At 57.7% G+C, this 20,601-nt stretch carries 20 protein-coding genes; 9 read left to right on the top strand and 11 right to left on the bottom strand.

Features of this window, described 5'->3' with window-relative positions:
• Nucleotides 1-280 precede the first annotated feature (280 nt).
• Nucleotides 281-568 (top strand): hypothetical protein, encoded by a 288-nt coding sequence (locus IFT54_RS21050; RefSeq protein ID WP_446740690.1) that lies wholly within the window; start codon nucleotides 281-283, stop codon nucleotides 566-568.
• On the opposite strand, the gene IFT54_RS19530 is transcribed toward IFT54_RS21050, so the two are convergent.
• On the bottom strand, nucleotides 557-997 hold the full coding sequence (locus IFT54_RS19530) for a hypothetical protein (protein WP_192071877.1): 441 nt from the start codon (nucleotides 995-997) through the stop codon (nucleotides 557-559). The two genes, IFT54_RS21050 and IFT54_RS19530, sit on opposite strands and share 12 nt — an antisense overlap.
• Nucleotides 998-1,271: 274 nt before the next feature.
• On the opposite strand from IFT54_RS19530, the gene IFT54_RS19525 reads away from it, so the two are divergent.
• Nucleotides 1,272-2,009 (top strand): transferase, encoded by a 738-nt coding sequence (locus IFT54_RS19525; protein WP_192071876.1) that lies wholly within the window; start codon nucleotides 1,272-1,274, stop codon nucleotides 2,007-2,009.
• Between the two features lie 149 nt (nucleotides 2,010-2,158).
• Here the strand turns inward: IFT54_RS19525 and IFT54_RS19520 are convergent, their stop codons facing one another.
• Together IFT54_RS19520 and IFT54_RS19515 are read right to left on the bottom strand one after the other, a co-directional pair.
• Nucleotides 2,159-4,342 carry a TonB-dependent receptor domain-containing protein gene (locus tag IFT54_RS19520; protein ID WP_192071875.1) on the bottom strand — a complete coding sequence of 728 codons (2,184 nt, stop codon included), beginning with the start codon at nucleotides 4,340-4,342 and terminating at the stop codon, nucleotides 2,159-2,161.
• A gap of 131 nt (nucleotides 4,343-4,473) precedes the next feature.
• Entirely contained in the window at nucleotides 4,474-6,636 is a 2,163-nt protein-coding gene (locus tag IFT54_RS19515) for a bifunctional diguanylate cyclase/phosphodiesterase (RefSeq protein ID WP_192071874.1), read from the bottom strand.
• Nucleotides 6,637-7,039: 403 nt separating this feature from the next.
• Here IFT54_RS19515 and IFT54_RS19510 point away from each other — a divergent pair, with 403 nt between their 5' ends.
• Complete coding sequence (locus tag IFT54_RS19510; RefSeq protein WP_192071873.1) at nucleotides 7,040-7,252, top strand: hypothetical protein; 213 nt, start codon at nucleotides 7,040-7,042, stop codon at nucleotides 7,250-7,252.
• Between the two features lie 486 nt (nucleotides 7,253-7,738).
• Here the strand turns inward: IFT54_RS19510 and IFT54_RS19505 are convergent, their stop codons facing one another.
• From IFT54_RS19505 to IFT54_RS19495, 3 genes are all read right to left on the bottom strand, one after another.
• The gene (locus tag IFT54_RS19505) at nucleotides 7,739-8,233 is read right to left on the bottom strand and encodes a DUF4411 family protein (protein ID WP_192071872.1); all 495 of its coding nucleotides are present in this window, start codon (nucleotides 8,231-8,233) and stop codon (nucleotides 7,739-7,741) included.
• A gap of 10 nt (nucleotides 8,234-8,243) precedes the next feature.
• A complete protein-coding gene (locus tag IFT54_RS19500; protein ID WP_192071871.1) occupies nucleotides 8,244-9,401 on the bottom strand; it encodes an ImmA/IrrE family metallo-endopeptidase in 1,158 nt (385 codons plus the stop codon).
• 533 nt (nucleotides 9,402-9,934) lie between these two features.
• The gene (locus IFT54_RS19495; protein WP_446740689.1) at nucleotides 9,935-10,366 is read right to left on the bottom strand and encodes a MerR family DNA-binding protein; all 432 of its coding nucleotides are present in this window, start codon (nucleotides 10,364-10,366) and stop codon (nucleotides 9,935-9,937) included.
• Between the two features lie 72 nt (nucleotides 10,367-10,438).
• Here IFT54_RS19495 and IFT54_RS19490 point away from each other — a divergent pair, with 72 nt between their 5' ends.
• From IFT54_RS19490 to IFT54_RS19475, 4 genes are all read left to right on the top strand, one after another.
• On the top strand, nucleotides 10,439-11,206 hold the full coding sequence (locus tag IFT54_RS19490) for a glutaredoxin family protein (protein ID WP_192071869.1): 768 nt from the start codon (nucleotides 10,439-10,441) through the stop codon (nucleotides 11,204-11,206).
• A gap of 398 nt (nucleotides 11,207-11,604) precedes the next feature.
• Nucleotides 11,605-11,784, top strand: coding sequence for a metal-sensing transcriptional repressor (locus tag IFT54_RS20970; RefSeq protein WP_192071868.1), 180 nt, complete (start codon nucleotides 11,605-11,607; stop codon nucleotides 11,782-11,784).
• Nucleotides 11,785-12,016: 232 nt separating this feature from the next.
• The gene (locus IFT54_RS19480; protein ID WP_192071867.1) at nucleotides 12,017-12,550 is read left to right on the top strand and encodes a hypothetical protein; all 534 of its coding nucleotides are present in this window, start codon (nucleotides 12,017-12,019) and stop codon (nucleotides 12,548-12,550) included.
• The gene (locus IFT54_RS19475) at nucleotides 12,550-13,029 is read left to right on the top strand and encodes a DUF421 domain-containing protein (RefSeq protein WP_031392972.1); all 480 of its coding nucleotides are present in this window, start codon (nucleotides 12,550-12,552) and stop codon (nucleotides 13,027-13,029) included. Before IFT54_RS19480 ends, IFT54_RS19475 begins: the two co-directional genes overlap by 1 nt.
• A 305-nt stretch (nucleotides 13,030-13,334) precedes the next feature.
• Here IFT54_RS19475 and IFT54_RS19470 read toward each other — a convergent pair whose 3' ends face one another.
• From IFT54_RS19470 to IFT54_RS19450, 5 genes are all read right to left on the bottom strand, one after another.
• A complete protein-coding gene (locus tag IFT54_RS19470) occupies nucleotides 13,335-15,305 on the bottom strand; it encodes a hybrid sensor histidine kinase/response regulator (RefSeq protein WP_192071866.1) in 1,971 nt (656 codons plus the stop codon).
• 55 nt (nucleotides 15,306-15,360) lie between these two features.
• The gene (locus tag IFT54_RS20965) at nucleotides 15,361-16,836 is read right to left on the bottom strand and encodes an HWE histidine kinase domain-containing protein (protein ID WP_192071865.1); all 1,476 of its coding nucleotides are present in this window, start codon (nucleotides 16,834-16,836) and stop codon (nucleotides 15,361-15,363) included.
• 460 nt (nucleotides 16,837-17,296) lie between these two features.
• Nucleotides 17,297-17,758, bottom strand: a complete 462-nt coding sequence (locus IFT54_RS19460) for a VOC family protein (RefSeq protein ID WP_192071864.1) — start codon at nucleotides 17,756-17,758, stop codon at nucleotides 17,297-17,299.
• 243 nt (nucleotides 17,759-18,001) lie between these two features.
• Entirely contained in the window at nucleotides 18,002-18,412 is a 411-nt protein-coding gene (locus IFT54_RS19455) for a DUF3597 family protein (RefSeq protein ID WP_192071863.1), read from the bottom strand.
• Nucleotides 18,409-18,576 carry a hypothetical protein gene (locus tag IFT54_RS19450; RefSeq protein WP_192071879.1) on the bottom strand — a complete coding sequence of 56 codons (168 nt, stop codon included), beginning with the start codon at nucleotides 18,574-18,576 and terminating at the stop codon, nucleotides 18,409-18,411. The genes IFT54_RS19455 and IFT54_RS19450 overlap by 4 nt, the downstream gene beginning before the upstream one ends.
• On the opposite strand from IFT54_RS19450, the gene IFT54_RS19445 reads away from it, so the two are divergent.
• On the top strand, nucleotides 18,566-19,156 hold the full coding sequence (locus IFT54_RS19445; protein ID WP_244655087.1) for a DUF4142 domain-containing protein: 591 nt from the start codon (nucleotides 18,566-18,568) through the stop codon (nucleotides 19,154-19,156). The two genes, IFT54_RS19450 and IFT54_RS19445, sit on opposite strands and share 11 nt — an antisense overlap.
• Nucleotides 19,157-19,589: 433 nt before the next feature.
• Nucleotides 19,590-20,537, top strand: coding sequence for a hypothetical protein (locus IFT54_RS19440; protein ID WP_192071861.1), 948 nt, complete (start codon nucleotides 19,590-19,592; stop codon nucleotides 20,535-20,537).
• The last annotated feature ends 64 nt before the right edge of the window (nucleotides 20,538-20,601 follow it).

Raw genomic sequence — 20,601 nt, 5'->3', positions numbered from 1 at the left:
TTGCTGGGATAACGATTGTCACACTATCCGATCGGCGAACTTACTCGATCGATGAGTTACGTCGAGACCCGATGGGTTTGATATACGCGCTGATAAACCTTATTCGTGCGAACGAAGAAAGCGAGTTAAAGTCATTTAGGGGGAAGGCAAGTTGGAGCGCGAAAAGGGCGATTGCAGAGTCCGGGCCGATCACATCCAGCTGTCCAAGTTGGCTTTCACTTAATACGAATGACAACACATTTTCAATAATACCAGTGAGGGTAAATATAGTTAGAGATATATTTTCACTTGCTTAATAGGCGCATCAAATACCAAAATAGTGGAAAATTTTAACCGCCATAAGGTACCAGCTTGGAAGTCAGATAGTCTATGGACGCGCGACAAAGTGGGTTGGATTGCCAAATCAAACGCGGTCATAGGGACTTTTGTTCCTCATGTCATAGAATGGAAGAATGGGCGGCAGATCCGCGTCCCTTGTCCGCCTATACGTCGATACTATCCCGCTATCATATCAGTAGTTACGTTTCGGCAAGTACGGACCGGTAGTGCGAGACCTCTAATTATATGACCGCGTCGCGATATCTGTGGCGTTAAGTAGCTTGACCGGATCTTTAAACCGCAGGATCGTAGTCGGGCGCTGGCCGACCCCGACGACTTGCAAGACTTCGGTTACGAGGACTTCCGTAAGGTTTTCTAATGCCGGATGACCAAGGAGACGTCCTACGGGACGTCCGACGGCCGCAGCGGCGACTTCAGGCGACAACTCCATGCCCGGAAGAGATATGCTGGCGTTCTTACCCGTAATAACAGTCATGCGTCTTGAGCCGTACGGCATCGGCAGCAGGATCGTTAGCGCTAGGTGACCGTCAACAAGACACACCTCGCTTATCTCGATCGCATTCGTACGTGAAACTGCTCGCACGACAGCGAACTGCTCCGGGTCCACCCCGTGGTAAAGCAATATCGCTGCAGAACAATCGCTAATCGTAACGGTCACTGGCCGATCCGCTGGTTGCTGATCCTCAGTCGGACCACGTGCAGCCACATTAGGGGAACCGGTTTTATCATTTGTGCTCCGGCGTATTTATGTCGGTACTGACGGCCTATACCTTTAAAATGCTTTAGATTTGGTTGTACTTAGGTGAGCGTGGGAATGCGGTGGATGAACCACAGCCGGTAATATATTACATGCCTCTATGCCATCAAGTATTCTTAATCAGACTTTAACCATCTATGGTACAAACACAAGGAACCGAAAAGGATGATACTAGATGATGGATAACCTTCTAATAACGACGTTCGCCGAATCGGGTAAGGTAGCGAATGCGGCTGATGAAATGGAGAAAGCTGTCTGGTCTCGAATGGGGTTTTTGAACTTCTCAGAGCCGTTCGTTAATTACTTTGATCTGATGGAGCGATATCCGGAATATCAAATTGCCGTTATCGATCGTGTTCGTGACTATGTCGTGGCAACTGGCAACCTCGTCCCGATGTTTTACGACGATCCGTCTAACTTGCCGGAGCGTGGCTGGGATTGGGCGCTTCAGTGCGCTGCCGAAACGACTAGCTGTGCACCGAACATGGTGGTGGGCCTCTCTGTTTCCGTACCGGACGCACATCGTAATCGTGGGTTGGCCCGCGTGGTGCTCGGTGCGATGCGCAACCTTGTAGAGAGCAAGGGCCTGGGCAAGCCGTTTCTCCCAGTGCGGCCGACCATGCTTGAGCAGCATCTCGATATGGATATCGCGGACTACGCAATATTGCGGCGGGAGGATGGTCGGCTCTACGATCCATGGTTGCGAAGTCATGAGAGGGCGGGGGGGCGCATGGTCAGTCTTTGCCGCAAATCCATGGTCATCGAGAAACCGGTCGGTTTTTGGGAGGCGTGGTCGGGTCAGCTTTACGAACGGTCCGGGAACTACCCTATCGCGGGCGGGCTGGCGCCTGTGGCGATCGATCTCGAGAGAGGGATGGGAAGCTATGTGGAGCCGAACGTCTGGTATAATTGATCGGCGCAGGCCGAGCCTGACCTCCATCGCGGTTCGAAAGCCTGCGACCACGCAGGCGCGCTCAATCATCCGTTATCAACTAAGCAATGCGGACTAGTCAAGATCCCATTCCTTCTGGAGCACGGGATACGGGACGGGAAGAACAGGACCTAGAAGCGTCGCGTAAGTGCTAGTCCCGCGGTGCGCGCAAGGATCGGGCCCCACAGAGTGGCTGGCGAGATCCCTCCGCCGTTGTCGGCACCGGCGTAGCACAGCGAGTTCGTCACGTTGCGGACGTAGCTTTCCAAACTCCATTCTGCATTACCAGCATATCCCAGCCGCACGTCGCCTCGGGCGCAGACAGGCACCCGCCCAAAGCCCCGGTCGTCGAACGAGCCCCGTGCGCGGCTGGCGTAGAACGCCTCGCTCTGCACGTACAATTCGCCGTTTCGAAGTGGCGTTTGTAGGCGCAAAATCGCGCTCGTGGTTAGCGTAGGATTGCCTAGACCACCGCAGTCGGAAAGCGTGCAGCCGCGATCGCCGGTCTTAACCGTACGCGTCCAGGCGCCGGTGAGCGCCAGACTGACGTGACGGCCAAACCGCAGCGCCGCCTCCGCCTCAATGCCGGTGCCCCGGACCCTACCGATATTGATGACCTGCGTACTGCGGAGCACCGGATCGAAGACGTTGGCCTGCAGGTCGTTGTAGATGTAGTGAAAAGCCGTAATGGCGGCGGTGCCGCGACCGTCAGGAAGTCGGCCTTTCACGCCCAGCTCAACGCTGCGGACCGTTTCCTTACCATAGTCGTCGGGCTTTGTGCCGGCGGGAACGAGATCGTAATCATCAAGCGGTTCGGAGGCGACGAGGCTGAACGTTCCAAACCCTCCCGCCTTCATGGCCTTGGTAGCGCTTAGATAGATCGTCCAGTCATGGTTTGGGGCCCAACGTGCGTAGACGCGCGGCGAAACGCCGTCCCAAGCCTGTGCCGCCCGGACGTAACCGCCAGTGAAGTAGGTCGAGAGCCAAACATTTCCCAACGTGCTCGCGACTTGCGGCACGTCGAGATCGAACCGCTTGTGATCCCACGTGTAGCGAGCACCTGCTCCGATCGTGAAATCCGGGCTGGCCTTCCAATCCACCGCCCCGTAGGCCGAGATACCCCAGTTGGCCGCTTTGGCGCGGTTCACGTCGGTCAGAATGCCGTCCGCCGCAGGTACAAAGACCCGATCGCTGCCATAGATGTCCGCCACCAACTGGTTGCAGTCCGGATATCCATAGCCTGGGCCGCAGACGATCTTCTCCGATATGCCGTTGGTATAACTGCCTTTCACGCGCTCATGGTAAGCCGAAATGCCTGCCGCCCATTGCAGCGGACCTTTGCCCGTCGAGACGGCGGTGAACTCCTGACTGGCATAGTCGCCGTGCTGTCTGACGCCGAACGAATCGATGACCAAGGGTGTGCCGTCGTAGTCCTCAAGATACCGATAGCGATGAGCACGTAGTCCGGTCAGCGAGGCAAGCGTCACCGAGCCTGCATCGTGATCGATCCGTAGGGTTAGCGATCCGACACGGCTGTGGTCACGCAGCTTCGATAGATCACTGTCGACGTCCCGCCGACCGCCCCGGATCTCCAGTTGTGGATTCAGTTCGCGTAGCAGGTCAATCACCGCCGCATCGTTGATCCTAGCGCGATGCGGTGTGCCGCCAAGTTCGCGGTCGTCATATTCACCCGTAAGCCGTACCGTCGTGTCATTGCCCCGATGAAGCAGTGATACACGAGTTGCGGCCACGTCGCGGGATCCCAATTGTTTCGCATTCGGGAAGCTCGCATTTTGTGACGATCCTCTCTCGGTTTCCCGATCAACGGCCGCGCGAAGCGCCCAACCATCGCCTAAAGCGGCGTTGTAAGCCCCCTGAACCTCAAAGCGGTGCCTAGTGCCCGCACGGATCGTCACGTAGCCTTCGGCCGCGTCCGGTTCGGGCGCCTTGGTGACGATTGCCAGAGCTCCGGAAATCGCATTGCGACCGAACAGGAACACCTGCGGCCCGCGTAGCGCCTCAACGCGTTCCAAATCATAGGCGGTGGTGATCACCGAACCTGTCCGACCTTGGTGAACGCCGTCTCGAAAAATTCCAATCGAGGGGTCGCCACCAAGCCCGTAGTCGTTTGAAACGATGCCGCGAATGGCGATGCCGTCGACGAAGTTGTTCTCTGCGAAGCCGGAAAAACCGGGCGTGAACCGTATAACTGCCTTGGTATCACCCAAATCCGCTGCGTCGAAGCCTTTTCCGGACAAGGAAGTGATCGCGGCCGGTACGTCTATTTGACGCTCCGATCGACGCTGTGCGGTCACGATGATGTCCCTTGGTTCATCGACGTCAATTCGTGATGTGGGAAGCTGGGCTGATGACGTGGTCGAGACCGATCCCGTCAACATCGCACCTGCCACCAGTCGCGAGAGCAAGATTTGTGAGATACGAATTGCTATTTCGCCACGCGTAGCGACGCTACCGGATCGACGGTGAACCCCTGGGATACAAGTGTGTTCAATTCTCGTACATGGTCAGTTGCTTTGATAGGTGGAAGCGCTCGTCCGTAAAGCCACCCCTGGAACTGATAGCAACCGAGCGCCTGAAGAATCCGCGCTTCGCTAAGGTACTCGACGCCTTCGGCCACCACTTCGATGCCGAGTGCACGGCCAACGTCGATGACGGCTTTCACCAAGGAAGCAGAGCGCGGGTCCTGCAGCTTGCCGTCGCAGATGAAGCTGCGGTCTATCTTAAGTTTGTCGAAGGTAAAGTCTTGGAGGTAGCTCAGGCTTGAATAGCCCGTTCCAAAGTCGTCGAGACCGATCTTGAAGCCCATAGCTCGAATGGCGTCAAAGGTTTTCCGGGTATCGGCAGTTGAATTCAGAAGGAGACCCTCCGTTATCTCGAACATTATGTGCGCAGGGTCAGCGCCGCTTATGCGTAGTTCGCGACTAAGGGTATTGATCAGGCCAGCGGTGCTGATCTGCAGCGGTGACAGGTTGATAGAAACCCATAGCCCCGGCCACCGCAGGGAATCACGGAAGGCCTGTGAGATGATCCAGTCCCCAAGTATGGGCATCAGTCCCGCTCGCTCGGCGATCGGGATGAATTCTGCTGGCGGCATCGCTGCCGCATCGTCCGCCGGCCAGCGCAGCAGGGCTTCCATGCCGCAGACGCAGGCGCTGCGGATATCGACGATGGGTTGGTAGTGGAGTTCGAAGCGGCTGGCTTCGAGCGCATCCTGAATCCGCGTTTCACGTTCCTTCTGCACAACGATCTGGTCGTGCATGCCGCGGTGATACACTGCGCAACGCGCGCGGCCGCCGTCCTTGGCCTCGTACAGGCCAATATCAGCGTTGCGTAGCAACTCGCTGCTTCCGCGGCCGTGATCTGGTGCAATCGCAATACCGACCGATACGCCAATGCGTGACGGCTTTCCTGCAAGATCGAAAGGCTCTGCGAAAGCGCGTTGTATGCGATTTCCAAAGTCCTCTACCGATAGCCACTTCTCCGCATGCACCAGAGCAAACTCGTCGCCGCCGAAGCGCGAGACGAGAACACTGTCCGGGAAACCATTTCGCAATCGTTTGGCGACCGTCTTGATGAGAACATCGCCAACCTCGTGGCCCCACGTGTCATTGACGGTCTTGAAGTTATCGATGTCGCAAAATGCTACCATTGCGGGATTTGAGTCAATCAGGTGGGGAGCAAGCAATTTGTTGAAGTGTTGCATGAAGAGACGACGATTGGGAAGCGAAGATAGCGAATCAAAGTTGGCAAGGAAACTTGCCTCTCGCTCTTTGTCAATCAGCGAGATTGTCATTTTCTGCATTCGGCGGAATGTTGCGACTAGCAGAAATGCGGCGATCGCGGTAACGATGACGAAGAGCGGCAAGACGTATTGTAAGAGGATCCGGCCTGGTCGGCGGGAGGCCCATACAAGTTGGACGATCGGTTGGCCCTTATCATCTGTTAAAATATATGTGCCCGAAAATTTATGCGAGGACGTTAGCGGTCTTACATGAAGCCCGTTGATCAGCAACGTGTCGGCATAGGTCTGAATGCGCTGCTCATTGATTTTGACGGCGCTGACGAGCAAATGCGGTCGCTGCCGCAAGACCACACGTTCAGTGACTGGCACGATCGTCATGACCGTTAGTATCACAGCCTCGCCGGCATCCCCGATGATATGCGAACTCCAACGGCCACGCGAGTTGCTGCCGAGGGAGCCAGGGTACGCTCCACGATGTGTTTCAATGTTCGCGTCGCGTATGCGGCGACCGTCCTCTTTGCCGCTGCGCACGATCCTGACCAGTTCTGCTAATTCGCCGCCGTAAGGTTGAAGTGAAGAGGGGGGAAGCTGCCGACCGCCTTCGTAACCGTAGACTGGCTTGTTATCCTGATCGAGGATCCAGACGGCATCGTGTCCGTTCACCTTGCTGAGATATTGACCGATTTCATTGTTAAACCAGTCAACATCCATAACCGATGTCGTGGTCTTCTCGGCCGCGACGTCCCAAAATGCGATACTCTGAATTTCGTTTAAGGCTTCCACCACGTCTTGGCTGACAGCATTGTCAATTAGCTGCCTTTGCGTGTTCAGTGCATCGGAATTCATTGAGAGTCCGGCAAGCAAGATCGCAAGGATCCCGGCGAGAGCCAGGCATAACACGACGCTTGCAACGGTTGCAGTGGGCTTCACATGACGGGGCATACTTATCGTTGGAGGAACGTATGTCATACCCGATCGGCCTTCTCGTCTGCCTCCGCTAGAAATCATAGGCCAATAGTGTTTTAACACCGTTTGAGCCTATGGTTAGCATATGCTTTACAGGCGGTTAAGAGGCATGTGCGGTCTGAACCGCGTGCCCGAGCCAATCAAGTGGTAGACCGATAACGGCAGCTGCTACACCTCCCGCAACACACGTGCGTTCGCGGTTGCTGACAACGCCGATCTACGAGATGCAGAAGTGCGCGGCAGCGTTAGCAGAGCGTTCAGCAAACTGGACTATGGCGGCGGCATGCCCATCACCGATCCAGACAATCGCGCCGAACTGATCGAAACCATCCATCAGCCTTGGAAGGCAACGCTAGGCGAATGCCTGCGTCGCTGGAACGGACTTGATCCACTTAGGCGCACGCAAAGCTATCTCGTGATTGAGGAGAACAGCGGTAATAGGCTGACGCTGAATGCAGCTATGATCGCCATCATGGCTGAACGCCTGGTGGCTTGACGCCTATCGGGAGGGGCGCTCAGCGAGATTTGGCTCTCGCCGCACGATCGTCATCGGGAACCTTCACTATTTCCCGAGCGACGGTGCCGGATCCACTCCGCTTGGCAGCGCGCGGTGCCGAGGACACGATGGCCGGCATCCGTGCGCGGCTCATCGCGAGATACTCATCCAATAGATGATGCGCGCGTTGATAAGCCCCGGTTGCTCAATATGTAGCCAGAGGATTGGAGTTGCAGGTGTTATATTTGCTGTCAGAAGCCGGCACGCTAGCGGCCCAAACGCCTATTAGGCGACGCAAAACACATGATTAGCGACACGTGCTGAATGTGCTGGGACCTCGCGAGGGGTAAAACGAGAACGTCCGCACTGTTGGGGGTGTTGTAAAACCCTTCGGCGTTCCGTCACCGTCATTAGTGTCGGAAGAAGTGCAGCAGGCGAGGGTTCATGAGCTGATAAAGCGGTAGCTCAGGCGGACCTTGCCAAGGCTTATACCTGCCAGCTCGTAGTGAAGTCTAAAGCGTCGATCATCGCGAATAGCGTGCAGCTCTGAATACCGAAGTCCTTGCATACGTCCGGCACCTTTCGGTTTTTGCCCACCTTGCTTGGCTTAGAAATCTCAAATGACACTACAATTCGTTCGCTAGGTACCAGTCGGGCGTAAGCGATCAAAAAAGGATCGCGGCCAACGAACGAAAGCCCGTCTTCGTCCAACTCGCCATAGCCGATGAGCGTTGTATCCGCGACAAGGTCAATGTCAGCCTCTTCATCGAGCAGCAGTGCGGCCCGAACGTTGGCATCGCACAGCCAGTCGACGATCTCGCCCCGGCCCGCCGTGACCTCTTCATACTGCTCCACCGGCACCTTCACGTTGCCGAGCTCACCTTGGTGACGGAGCCAGTCCCAAAAGATCGGGAATCGCTTCAACGGGTAAGCTTCACGGTCGCCTTTGATAAGCGTGTCAGCGTCGAGGAGGTATAGCAACCGACGCCCCTTAACCCGCGCGCTCAGTCATGCGGCCGACGGCCGTCGGCTTCACGCCAAGGACCTTGCCGGCTTTCGTGCTCGTGAGGGCACCTCCTGCCAGCATGCGGTTGACAAGGTTAACCAAGCCGGAGCCAACCCGATGGCGTCGGACGACGTAATAGTCCGGACCGCTGCCGCCAGTCGGCTTCTTAGGGAAGTCCCGGCGATCCTCATCAAAGCGTTCAGCAAGGCGGCGATATAACGTTGCGTCGATGGTCCCCACCTTGAGCATGTTATAGGCCACCATCTTGCGGCTAACCTTGCGAGCGTTTGCGAAGACCCCAATCCCGGCAACCATGTCCTCGACGTTATCGTTGAAGTCGGTGAGCGCCTGCAGCTCGTCTCGATCGAGCAAGAAGCGTGCGGCCGCGTCATCGCACAGGCGCTCGATCATCTGCCCACTTTCATAGCCACTGATCCCGCTCTGACCGAGTAAAATATGGCCAAGCTCATGAAGCAGAGTGAACGGCCATGCAGACTTGGAGTCCGTCTCGTTGATGACAATGAAGGGGGCTACAGGATCCGCCAGCGCCATTCCGCGGAAAATGCTCGGGCTGAGATTGGTCCGGAAATGGCCGAGGTTTCCCATCAAAACAACGTAGACGCCTGTTGCCTCCACGGCGTCGCGCAGCATACCGAAGGCATGCTCGATGCTTTTAGCTCCGCGGTAGGTGGCGCGATCGAACCGCAGCATCTCCCGCATGGCGGTCGCAAGCGCGTCCGGCCCGCTTCGCGCGTTTACGGAAGCGACGAATGGTAGCACCTCCGCTTCCTCTGCGTCTTCAAGAGCGTCACGAACCAGTGCTTGGCGAAGCTTTACATCGCGAATTAAGGCTTCGATTATCGCTTCGGATCCTGCCTCTCGATGCGGCAGCGTGCGAAAATCGTGAGTGCGGGCTCCGCGCGCTGGCGGCACGGGCATGTAAAACGTCAAGAGCGGCCGACGATAGCGTTCCGCCATCTTCAAGAGCTGTGGCCTGCTGGGTTCACGATCACCGGTTTCCATCTCCGCAAGGCGCGCACTTGCTCCTTCGCCGCTAAGCCCCACAGCTCGCGCAGCTTCCTCAATCGTCAATCCCGCGCTTTCGCGCGCCCATGCTAGGATTTCGGGATTAATGCGGGGCATTGAAGTGACAGCTGGCCTTTAAGTCTTGGATCGTACGGAGTGTATGCACAACGATTGAGGCGCTGTCATGGTCCAGTGTGGGTTCCAACAACCTCACCCCTTGGTGCCAGCGACTGACCGCGACCTTCGTTAAAGTCGGCCGTTGCTGCCTTTCTGAGTCGTTCCGTAATTCGCCGGGTTCTTCACGCCGCATGCCGTCGGAAAACGCCAGTTTGTCGCACAGTCGTGATTGCGACTGGGTTTTTAAACAGCAGACGGCTGAACGGCGATAAAGGAAAGGATTACGGCCCGGCCGCTCAGGGCGCTCGGATGGCGCAAGCGACCGTTTGTTCACCTCGAGCTGGGCTCGTACGGGTCCATATTTCGGTTATCGAGGGCTATAAAACGCCGATCCCGTAGCAGACATTCTAACACTAGCTTTTGACACCTGCGAGCCTGTAGAAACCCGCTTATCGTAGGCAGTGTCACAACAGTCTCGAACGGTTGTGACACCTAAAACCGTTCTCGCGCTTCGAGCCGGTCCACGAACTCGCTCATCTGACCGTCAGTGCCGCAGCGTCCAACCGGTCGATATCATCGAACGCTGTTAAAATCGGGCAGGGGCCTTCCGAACCGGAACTGCACTCGCGCGCGAGCCGGCGAAGCGAGGCGCGTACCCGCTCAAGCTCCGTGATTTTCTCGTCCAGCGCGCCGATGCGCTCATTGGCAAGTTCGCGCGCTCGGGCGCGATCGTTGGTCGCGTCCAGCGCCAGCATTTCGCCGATCTGCTCAAGCGTAAACCCTGCGGCTTGGGCTGATCGGATGAAGCGAAGCTGGCGCGCATCGTCTGAACCGTAGCGCCGGATACCGCCGCCCGCGCCGCCACCGTCCGGCCGGGCCGGCGTGTCGAGCAAGCCGCGGCGCTGATAATAGCGCACCGTTTCGACGCCGACGCCGCCCTCGCGCGCCAGTCCTGCGATCGTCATGCCTGCCATGCCTTGACTCCGTACTATGGTACGGACCCTATATAGGCGGGGTAAACAAGCTGGAGAAGCAACATGACGACCGCCCCCGCCAGACAGGCGAAGATCTACCGGATGGTGATGCCGGAACACACCTGCCCCTATGGCCTCAAGGCGAAAGACCTGCTGCGCCGCGAAGGGTATCAGGTGGACGATCACTGGTTGAAAACACGCGAAGAAACCGATGCCTTCAAGGCAAAGCATGGGGTCAAGACTACGCCGCAGACCTTCATCGCGGGCGAGCGAGTGGGGGGCTATGACGATCTGCGCCGCTTCTTCGGCAAGGCTGTCCGTGATCCCAAGGCCGTAACCTACCGGCCAGTAATCGTCTTGTTTGCAGTGACGGCACTGATGGCGCTCGCTGCCAGCTATGCGGTGCTAGGCACGCCGTTCACGATCCGAGCGGGCGAATGGTTCATCGCCTTCTCGATGTGCGTACTGGCGCTGCTTAAGCTTCAGAACGTCGAGAGCTTTTCGAGCATGTTCCTAAATTACGATCTGCTCGCCAAACGCTGGGTTCCCTATTCCTACATCTACCCTTTCGCGGAAGGTGGTGCGGGCGTGCTGATGATCTCCGGTGCGCTAACTCGGCTGTCGGTACCCATCGCGCTCGTTATCGGGACGATTGGAGCCGTGTCGGTGGTCAAGGCCGTCTATATCGACAAGCGCAAGCTGAAATGCGCCTGCGTGGGCGGGGACAGTAACGTGCCGCTCGGCTTCATTTCGCTTACCGAGAACGTGATTATGGTGGCGATGGCCCTGTGGATGCTCGCCGCCCCAGTCACGGTCTCGACGGCGCACTAGGTTGGGCACCGAACCTCATCTGGCGGCGAGCGCTCCGAACGCCCTCCTCGGCAGGAACTCGGCCAACATGCCCAGGTGATACGGTCATACGAGAGGCTTGACAGAGCGAGCTGCGGAATGCCTTTTGCGGACATGGGGACTGCGATCTCCCCACGAGGCGACAGGCCGAAGTATCGCGTCCCTTCTACCTGAGGGCGCATCATGCCTGCGCTACATGCCATCACCGTGGACAAGCTCGCCCGTATCATCAGGGACGCCGAACGCTCCGATCGTCATCGATCTGGGTCCGGACACGGTCCGAAATACACTTCCGGCGGTCCTACGCCGATCGGTCGCGACCATGCCGAAGTGGGCAGGCTCCATCGCCGGACGATCCGCCATCGTCATCTGCGAGGACGGTGGGGCCGCCAGTCAGGGTCGATATCGCTCAGCAACTCCAGGCGGTCGAGAATGCCATCGCCAGCGCCAAGCGGGCTCTCATCAACGATCACATCGAGCATTGCCTGGTACATGCCGAGGAAGGCGAAGGGCCGCAGCACGCGATCGATCAGCTTCGAGCAATCTCAAAATACTGGTGACGTTAGGCTTCTTGATAAAGATCCAAACGGGACCGCGGCCTTGCACCGCAGGACATGGTCTCTCGGTAAGGCGCAGTTTCTGATCGACGATTTTCGAGGGCAGAGGGCCAGTGACAGCCTTCCCGATCAGGCTTCGCAATCAGACGCGATGTCATTTTAGCCCACATCAATTATCGAGCATGCACAAGTGCCGGTGGTTGCCAGGTACGCCACGAAAAAGCAGAATGACGCAATGGCGGAGAAACACGAAACTTTCCCGGACGGAATAGACGCGAACCACGCCAAAACCGTCAACGGTTTGCGCGCACATGCCAGCCCACTCGCGTTCTTGATCCTCGGCGGATTGGTGGCAATCGCGATAACGGGGATTCTTGGTGGTGCGCCCTCACCGGTTGCTGTTGTCAGGGCGCCAGCTGCATCGCTCGAGGTGAAGTTGGCCCGGCCGCTACGGAGCGGGCTTTTCTTCGAAACGCGTATCCGCGTGGTCGCGCGGCGCGATATAGCGAAGCCTGTCATCGGCTTCGACGCATCGCTGTGGCGTGATCTCACGATCAATAGTCACATTCCCGCTGCTGCCGACGAGAGCTTCAAGGACGGACAGTTCCGCTTCAGCTATGCCGCGCTTAAGACGGGAGAGACGCTGGAAATCAAAATTGACGGCCAGACCAATCCACCGCTGCTCGGCCGTATTGTCGGGACCATCACCTTGCTCGACGACGATGTCAGGCTGACCGAGAAACGGGTTTCAATTCCGGTGCTTCCCTAATGGATATCGTCCTACGCGCCAGCGTCACGTTCGCTGCACTATACTTGCTGCTCCGCCTGTTGGGGAAGCGCGAAATCGGCCAGCTTACGCCTTTCGAACTCGTCGTCATTGTGGTGATGGGCGATCTGGTCCAGCAAGGCGTGACACACAACGACTTCAGCCTGACCGGATCTATCCTCGCGATTGCGACCTTCGCCTTCTGGGCGCTGGTGATGAGCTGGGCGACGTATCTGTCGCCGCGGCTGGAAACGCTGCTCGACGGTCGTCCTCAAGTGGTAATACGCGATGGTGAGCTGATCACGGCGAACCTGCGGCGTGACAGGATAACGCGAGGCGAAGTCGAGGCGGAAATGCGACTGGCCGGTATCGCGCACATGAAGGACGTAGCTTGGGCGATCCTTGAGACGCAGGGCAAGATCAGTTTCATTCGCAAGGATGACGGTGAAGTGCAGCGGGGAAATGAGGATCGGGCTGCGTAATGGTTTATAATCTGCGGGCGCCATTACGGTCGAATGTTTCGAATGCAGGCGAACGATCGGCCTCGATTCGTTGCCGCCCTCAAGGTTGAACAAGTAGATGTTCGCGACACTTGTTTGGCAGACTCGTCAGCTCTCCCAGTTTTCAGACTTTGTAATGGAGGTTTGGTAATTCTAAAGGTGTGATTGGGCAGCTAGCAACTTCAGAGGAAGAGTGTCTTCGATTCAGCTATTCTTGCCACCGTGCCGCAGCAGTTGCCTGACCTGACAGAGTGTAACGGAACCGGTAGTCGTGCCGACCGTCGACGCTAACCGATCGCCTTCCGTAGCGTCTTAGCGATCTTGTCGGCCGAATACGGCTTCTGCACGAGCGTGAAGCCATGGGCGCCCTCCTGCGCCAGAACGTGACTGTATCCGCTCGCCAGCACGACTGGCATTGTTGGCATCTCCGCCGCTAAGCGCTTGGCAAGCTCGATTCCGCCCATTCCGGGCATCACAACGTCGGAAAAAACGGCGTCGAAACTAGAATTGCCACTGCCTAATGTATTCAGGGCTTCCTCTGCGCTCGTAACCCACGTGGTTTCGTAGCCAAAATCCTGGAGCGCTTGTGTCGAGAACCGACCGACATCCAGATTGTCTTCGACAACGAGTACGGAAAATCCTTGGCCGTCCGGTGACTGGTCATCCCGGTCGATGACGCGATCTGCAATGACAGCTTCCTCGGCCTGAGGAAGGTATAGGGTGAAGACCGTTCCTTCTCCGACTATGCTGCGAACATCGATATCCCCGCCCGACTGCTTGGCAAAACCGAAGACCTGGCTGAGGCCGAGGCCAGTACCTTTGCCAACATCCTTCGTCGTGAAGAACGGCTCAAAGATCCGCTGCAGGTCGTCCGCGGCTATGCCCGGGCCTGTATCGTGCAGCTGGAGAGTGACAAAGGGACCTGGCGAACCACCATGGCCTCGGATCGATGGCATTTCCTTGGCACAGTCCAGCGTGATAGTCAACGTTCCTCGACCATCCATGGCATCGCGTGCGTTGGCAGCCATATTGACCAAAGCGGTTTCAAACTGACCGGCATCTGCACGCACGATGCAGGGGCTATCCAACACCTCAATTGTGACACGCACCTGGCAACCGGTGACCGTGTCGAGCATATCGAAGATGCGCTCGATGCTGTTCTCGATGTTGAGCAGCTCTGGTTTCAGGGCCTGCCGACGAGCGAACGACAGCAACTGACTAGTTAGCTTTGCAGCCCGCTCGGCGGTGTCCCCGATTGCATCGATGTACCGACCACGCCGCTCCGGCGTCAGACTGTCGCGTCGGAGCAAATCCACTGATCCGCGAATGACCGTCAGGAGGTTGTTGAAGTCATGGGCAATGCCGCCCGTCAGCTGACCGACGGCTTCCATCTTCTGAGATTGGCGCAAAACCTCCTGCGTTTCCGCCAACTCAGTTTCGGCTCGAACTTGCGTTGAAATATCAACAGCATGGTGGAAGGCACCCACGATCACGCCGCTTTCGTCGCGCAGCGGATTGTATGTAACGCTCCAGGTGGGCTGGCACCGTGCCGGATCACCAAATACTGCCTTTATGACAAAGCTCTCGCCCTCGAGTGCCCGGCGCATAAACTTGCGAAGCGATTGCGCTTGGTCCGCCGGAACCAGGTCGGGCATGACGTCGCCGATTTGCGCCTCTTTTCCAAAGACACGCAACCAATCTTGGCCGTGGGCTCGATTGAAGGCGATCACGCGCAGATTGTGATCAAACGCTACAACGGGCGATGCGTTCGATTCCACGATGTTGCGGTACAGGTGGAGCGAAGCGGAGCGCTCCTTGATCCGATCCTCGAGGCTGGCGTTCAGATCGCGTAGCTGCTGCTCAGCCTCACGGCGGGCTGTCACATCACTCGCAGCACCCGCCCATTCCAAAATCTCGCCATCATCGTCGAGGATTGGTACTGCGCGAGACAGCGTCCAGCCTATCTCGCCGTCCACCCGACGAACCCGGTGTTCGAGACTGAATAGCGTCTTCGTTTGGATCGCCTTGTCGATAGCCGCTGATACAACCGCCTGATCTTGATCGGGGATGTAGTCCAGCAACCAGGCGCGGCTTGAGTCATTCGTGTCCGGCAGGAACCCGCCCCCCGCCAATTCTTTCATCTCGCCCCAGTCGGCGCTCATCCGGTAAACGACCTCGGGACTGGCCTCGATCAAAGCCTTGAGACGTAGCTCGCTAAGCCGGGCCTCAGAGGGGGCCGGGCCGTCAATTCCGCTCATGCCTGTATCCGTCGTTCGCATTCGTATCGGTCTCTTCGATTATGTCCTTCGAGCCTCAGGCAGGCTCGTCGTTTGTCTCGGGTAGAGGCGCTATGACTTTGAAAATCACACCGTTCGGCTGGTAATCGATCTCCGCTTTCCCGCCGATCTCGCTTGCAAGAACGCGCTGGATCAATTTCGTGCCGAAGCCAGTACGGGTTGGGATGGTCACAGGTGGGCCGCCCACTTCCGTCCAGGTAAAATGCAAGCGATACGGACGCGAGCCATTGACGATCTCCCATGACAGGCGAACAACGCCGCCTTCTTGAGAAAGGGCCCCATATTTGGCGGCGTTTGTCGCCATTTCATGAAGGCCTAGAGCAAGAGCGACCGCTACAGCTGGCGGCAGCTTGAGGTCAGGGCCATCGAGTTCGAAATGCGTTCCGTCATCGATGCCGAATGGCGCGAGCGTTCGTTGGAGCAGCTTACGCAATGACGCGCTTTCCCATCGCTCGTTGACCAACAGATCGTTGGCGGCAGCCATGGCTTGAATGCGGGCTTCTAGCGTCGCTCCTGCCTCCTCCAGCGAGGTGGCCATGCGCAGGGTCTGCCCGACGATGGCTTGCACCATCGCCAGGCTGTTCTTCACCCGGTGGCTCAACTCGTTGGCAAGCAACGTGCGATGTTCTTCGGCTCGCTTCCGCTCGGTGATTTCCTGCAACACGCCGATCAAAGCCAATGGCGTACCGTCGGCGCGGTAACTCGCCTGACCGCGGATCTGCACCCATCGTTCTTCGCCGGTAGGCGTGTGCAGGCGATACTCGACGTCGAGTAGGCTACCGTCAGCGATCGCCTCTTGCATCGCTTCGTCGCGCCTGGCGCGATCGTCCGGGTGGACGGCCGTCATCGCATCTTCATACGTAAACGGCTCGGAAAGCGGTCGCCCGTAAGTTTCCTTCGAGCCATCCGAGGCAATCATCTGCGACGTTTGGAGATCGATGCTCCATGAACCCATGCGACCGGCTTTCAGCGCGAAGCGCAGACGCTCCTCACTTTCGATGAGTTCGGCCTCGCGGCGGGCAACGGCGGACTGCAAATCAGTTCGGTCACGCTCTAACCTCGCGAGCCGTTCGCGCTCGAGCGTGACATCGAACTGAGATGCGAAATAGTATGTTAGATCGCCATCGTCGTTAAAAACCGGGGAGACGAGAAGCCGGTTCCAGAATGTCGTACCGTCCTTGCGGTAATTCAGCAGTTCCAGCTCAATAGGAACGCGCGCCACAATCGCCTCGCGAAGTCTGTCGACCTCGCCTCGATCGGTAAGGGGGCCCTGCAGGAACCGGCAGTTACGCCCCAATATTTCGTCGTGATCGAAACCGGTAAGCTTAGAAAAAGCGCCATTGACGAAGACGATGGGATTATCCGGCTTGCTCGGATCGGTAATCAACATCGGCATCCGGGTTGCACGAACCGCAGATGAAAATGGGTCCGGACCGTTGTCTTCTCGCGTTAGCTCGTTCGTGATCCGTGCGTCTTCTTGGTAGTCCCTCACGCATCACTCCGCTCTATGTCTGCAGCGATTTCCTTCGCCGTTCAAAGACCTAACAATTTCCGAGTATAAGGGACGACGGAAGCGACCGCTACCACCGCCTTACAGGCGACGGGTATATGGCTGCCCTTTGGCATCGTAGGTTGGCATCACCTTCCTAAAAACAAACCCAGCCTGGCAACGAACCGTTTCAAAACGTTGTGCCGAACTGGCGTCATCTCGACGGAGCTATTGGAATGACAAGTACGCTCTTTAGGCGACGCAAATCACACGATAAACGCCAGTGGGGGTTGGCGACGGCGTTTTACGACGATCGAGAGGCTGCCGTCCGAAATCACCTGTTTGTCGTACATTAATGCCGGCGATCGATATTGTCGGCGCCCAGGCGAGTGTCAGCGGATGGTTGAGGAAGCGGCAGCCTTCTCAAAAGGGATGGTGAAGCGGGAAAACGTCCGCCGGCCCATTAACGGGCTGGCGGCTGCATAAGCTCTATCGTGATATGATCGGGGCCTGAAACATAGGCCACCAACGTTCCCTTCCTTGGCCCACCCGCGATCGGCAACGGACTACCCTTCGCCTTCCATCCTGCTGCCTCGACGCGGGCAATAGCGGCATGGATATCGTTTACGGCCAGAGCCAGGTGGGCCGCACCGATTGCCCCCGCGCTGTTGGGCAACGCACCGTTCTGGCGTCCTTTTGAATATTGCAACAGTTCGACCACATAGCCGTCCGGTGCCCTGACGATCGCCGTTTTGACATTAGGATTATCGACACCGGTCACCTGATGCAGGAAATCGCCCCCCATCTCCGATTGCCGCTCAAGTGTGAAACCGAGCGCTTCCGTCCAAAAGCGAACGGCTTCGTCTAGAGACGATACGGCGAAGCCCGTATGGTCCACGGCAATAACGTTTGCGGCGTCTATCATTACTTCACTCTTACTTGGCCGTGCTTGCAATGTCGGGGCCTGCGCGGGCTTCAACCGACACCAACAGCATGGCGGACATGATCTTCATGGCGACGCTTCAACGCTTGAGCTTCTTCCCGAAAAGGAACGATGAGCGAGAAGGCCGAGGCTCCAGAAATGGGGTCTGCCCCTCAATGCCGGGAGCGTGTCGATATCGATCTGGAGGGAACCGCGCAGCGTGCAGCTCCCTCGGGATTGCGCGAGTTAGTTACGCAGGCTGTCTGGAACGATACCGCCATTATCAGCAAGCTTCTGCATCACGGCCTTGTGAAGGGCCATGTTCTGCTCAGCCGAGCCGTCGGCTGCAGCGTGGACGTTCAGTTCGCTCGCGAGCTCCTTGCGTGCCGTCAGGCTGGAATCCAGGTCCAGCAGCTTCAGAAGATCGACAATCGAGCTCTGGTAGTTGCCGCCGCCATCTTTCATCGCCGCCATCTCGGAAAGGACCGCGCCGACATCGACGGACTGCTGAGGTGCCATTGGGGCGGGCTGAGCGGCCGCGGTTGACGCGGCTTGTGGTGCAGCTTGCGGTGCAGCTGCGGGAGACTGAACTGGTGCAGCGGCCGGCGCGGCGTTGTGGTGGAAAACCTTGTTCATGATCGTGCTGAAGATGCTCATTGCCGTATCCCAATAAGGCCGGCAGCTGTGCCGGCAGACATCCAGAACGAACGCGCGTTACGATCGGTCCGGAGCTTGTTGCTGGTGCGGAACGGTCCATCAAAGGCACGCGTTGAGCGGGCAGCGGCAATATGCGAGCAGATGGAGACGATGATGAACTTCAAGACCTTGGCACTGGTATCGGTAGCGGCACTGTCATTGGCCGCATGCGGCAAGAAGGCCGAAGATACGACCGCCGTTGATAACGGCACCTATGCCAACACGACTGCCATGGACGTAAACGCAGCTAATACCAATGATGCCATGGCAGTACCCGCGTCGGGTGGGCAGGCTTTCGTAAACATGGCGGCTGCAAGCGATGCGTTCGAGATCGAGACCTCGAAGCTGGCTGAAACGAACGGAGCATCTGCTGCAGTGAAGAAGTTCGCTGGTCAGATGATCACCGCTCATGAGGGTTCGACAGCGAAGCTGAAGGCACTGACGGCAACGCTGTCGCCAGCTTTGACACCCAACCCGGCACTCAACGCTGAGCAGCAGCAGAAGCTCGCTGACCTGAAGACCAAGCAGGGCACCGCCTTTGACACGGCGTATGCCGCTGCCCAGGTGGCAGGCCATCAGCAGACCCTCGATACGCTCAAGGGTTATGCAGCAACCGGCGATGTTCCCGAGCTGAAGACGTTCGCGTCGGGCTTGGCACCCACGGTTGCCGCTCATCTTAACATGGCCAAGTCGCTCAAGTCGTAAGGTCGCGTCTGAGACGATGAGGTTCTAAGCCCAGTGGTGCAGCACATATGCCCCGCTGGGCTTTGCCGGTTCTGACTTCAAGGCAGAGACAACGCAAAATGCTTTGCGTGGGTCTCGGCCTGATCGATACGCCGGCCGGGCTAAGAAGGGTTCTGCAAGAGCAGTGGCGACAACATCGTTCTCTGCAACAATATATAGGGACTGGTAGCCACGAAGTTCCCGCTGATAGTTCAGATGAGGCACAAATCCGGTCGGCCTCGCCGTCAGATGTTAGTACGTCCGCCTTCACGGCGATCGCTCTGCCTGTCCCTTAGCCCTGCACCATCGGCCAAGATTTTATGAATTATGGCCCTGCTGTCGCATGCCCCGGCTTCCCACGTCAGTTCGATGCCGTTACGACATTACGATCTTATGGTTGGGGAACTGGGGGCGAATGACTTTACGTACCGCTTGGGTAGCAGCAGCAGCGTCGATTTCTATGATCGCCGTGAGTGCCACACCAGTCGATGCTCAGTTCGGTATTTTGGGAGGTCTGGCGAAGAAAGCCGGCATCTCGATGCTAAGCCTTCGCAAAGAGCCTATTTCCACCAGCCTGGCGGATGCCCGGTGGGGCGACCCCAGCCAAGACAGCTTCGTTCCACGTATGGCGAAGCGCGAGTTGTCCGGGTTGCAACATACACCAAACGGCGGTTTTGTTCTGCAGCCGGGATATTTCAGTTTCAACGGTCAGAGCTATCGCCTGCATGCCGGGACGCACGGTCCAGGAAAGGGCGATGGCTACCTGTACGGGCCAACGCTTGGTGCCGCAAAGGATGCTGTGATTACGATTGTTCGGAACTCGGTTCAGCATCCCGAGATCGATCAGCACACGATACAAGCGCTGCTGTGGGCAATCCTGTCTCGCGCCAAGATTGAGGATCTATCGAGCGAGCAGAAGATTGCTGCAGCACAATTGCTGCCTCCCCGCCAGCTCGCCGGGCTGAACCGCGGTGTGTTCGATATGCTGACAACCGGCCCGATCACGGACAACCTTCCACGAGAGGTGCGCGCCGTCATGCAGGCTGAGGCCGACTTGCGCCGTATGCTGGCGACGCCAGGAACCAGCTATGGTGAACTGGAGCGCGTCGCAGTGTTGGCTGGGATGGCGCCGTTAGGTGAGGGAAGCATCGGCGTGCCTACCGGGCGGTGGAGCCACCATCCCGACGGCTACTGGATTCGCTATTTGCCCAACAGTTATTCGAACACCGTCGTCGAGATTTGGGTGCCGACGGACTCACCCGGAATCGGTAAGGAATACGACCCGGCCACCCACATCGCGGTTCCCGGCAACACCTCCCGGCAGCGGCTGATACAATCAGGACGGGCTTACGCACACTCCTAAGTGCCTCGATCAAGCCATGACGCTTGGCAACTGGCGCGGTGTGTAGACAGCTGAAAACGGACGT

It is taken from the genome of Sphingomonas sp. CFBP 13714 (assembly GCF_014842205.1).
Lineage (GTDB): Bacteria > Pseudomonadota > Alphaproteobacteria > Sphingomonadales > Sphingomonadaceae > Sphingomonas > Sphingomonas aerolata.
This window is presented reverse-complemented; position numbering and strand designations above follow the sequence as displayed.

Bases quoted from the DNA above. Each gene is read 5' to 3' on its own strand.
- IFT54_RS19525 (WP_192071876.1), top strand. From the start codon at position 1,272: ATGATGGATAACCTTCTAATAACGACGTTCGCCGAATCGGGTAAGGTA.
- IFT54_RS19480 (WP_192071867.1), top strand. From the start codon at position 12,017: ATGGCGGAGAAACACGAAACTTTCCCGGACGGAATAGACGCGAACCAC.
- IFT54_RS19455 (WP_192071863.1), bottom strand. From the start codon at position 18,412: ATGAGCATCTTCAGCACGATCATGAACAAGGTTTTCCACCACAACGCC.
- IFT54_RS19475 (WP_031392972.1), top strand. From the start codon at position 12,550: ATGGATATCGTCCTACGCGCCAGCGTCACGTTCGCTGCACTATACTTG.
- IFT54_RS19510 (WP_192071873.1), top strand. From the start codon at position 7,040: ATGCCCATCACCGATCCAGACAATCGCGCCGAACTGATCGAAACCATC.
- IFT54_RS19460 (WP_192071864.1), bottom strand. From the start codon at position 17,758: ATGATAGACGCCGCAAACGTTATTGCCGTGGACCATACGGGCTTCGCC.
- IFT54_RS19495 (WP_446740689.1), bottom strand. From the start codon at position 10,366: ATGACGATCGCAGGACTGGCGCGCGAGGGCGGCGTCGGCGTCGAAACG.
- IFT54_RS19440 (WP_192071861.1), top strand. From the start codon at position 19,590: ATGACTTTACGTACCGCTTGGGTAGCAGCAGCAGCGTCGATTTCTATG.
- IFT54_RS19445 (WP_244655087.1), top strand. From the start codon at position 18,566: ATGAACTTCAAGACCTTGGCACTGGTATCGGTAGCGGCACTGTCATTG.
- IFT54_RS19470 (WP_192071866.1), bottom strand. From the start codon at position 15,305: ATGAGCGGAATTGACGGCCCGGCCCCCTCTGAGGCCCGGCTTAGCGAG.
- IFT54_RS19500 (WP_192071871.1), bottom strand. From the start codon at position 9,401: ATGCCCCGCATTAATCCCGAAATCCTAGCATGGGCGCGCGAAAGCGCG.
- IFT54_RS19490 (WP_192071869.1), top strand. From the start codon at position 10,439: ATGACGACCGCCCCCGCCAGACAGGCGAAGATCTACCGGATGGTGATG.
- IFT54_RS19515 (WP_192071874.1), bottom strand. From the start codon at position 6,636: ATGAATTCCGATGCACTGAACACGCAAAGGCAGCTAATTGACAATGCT.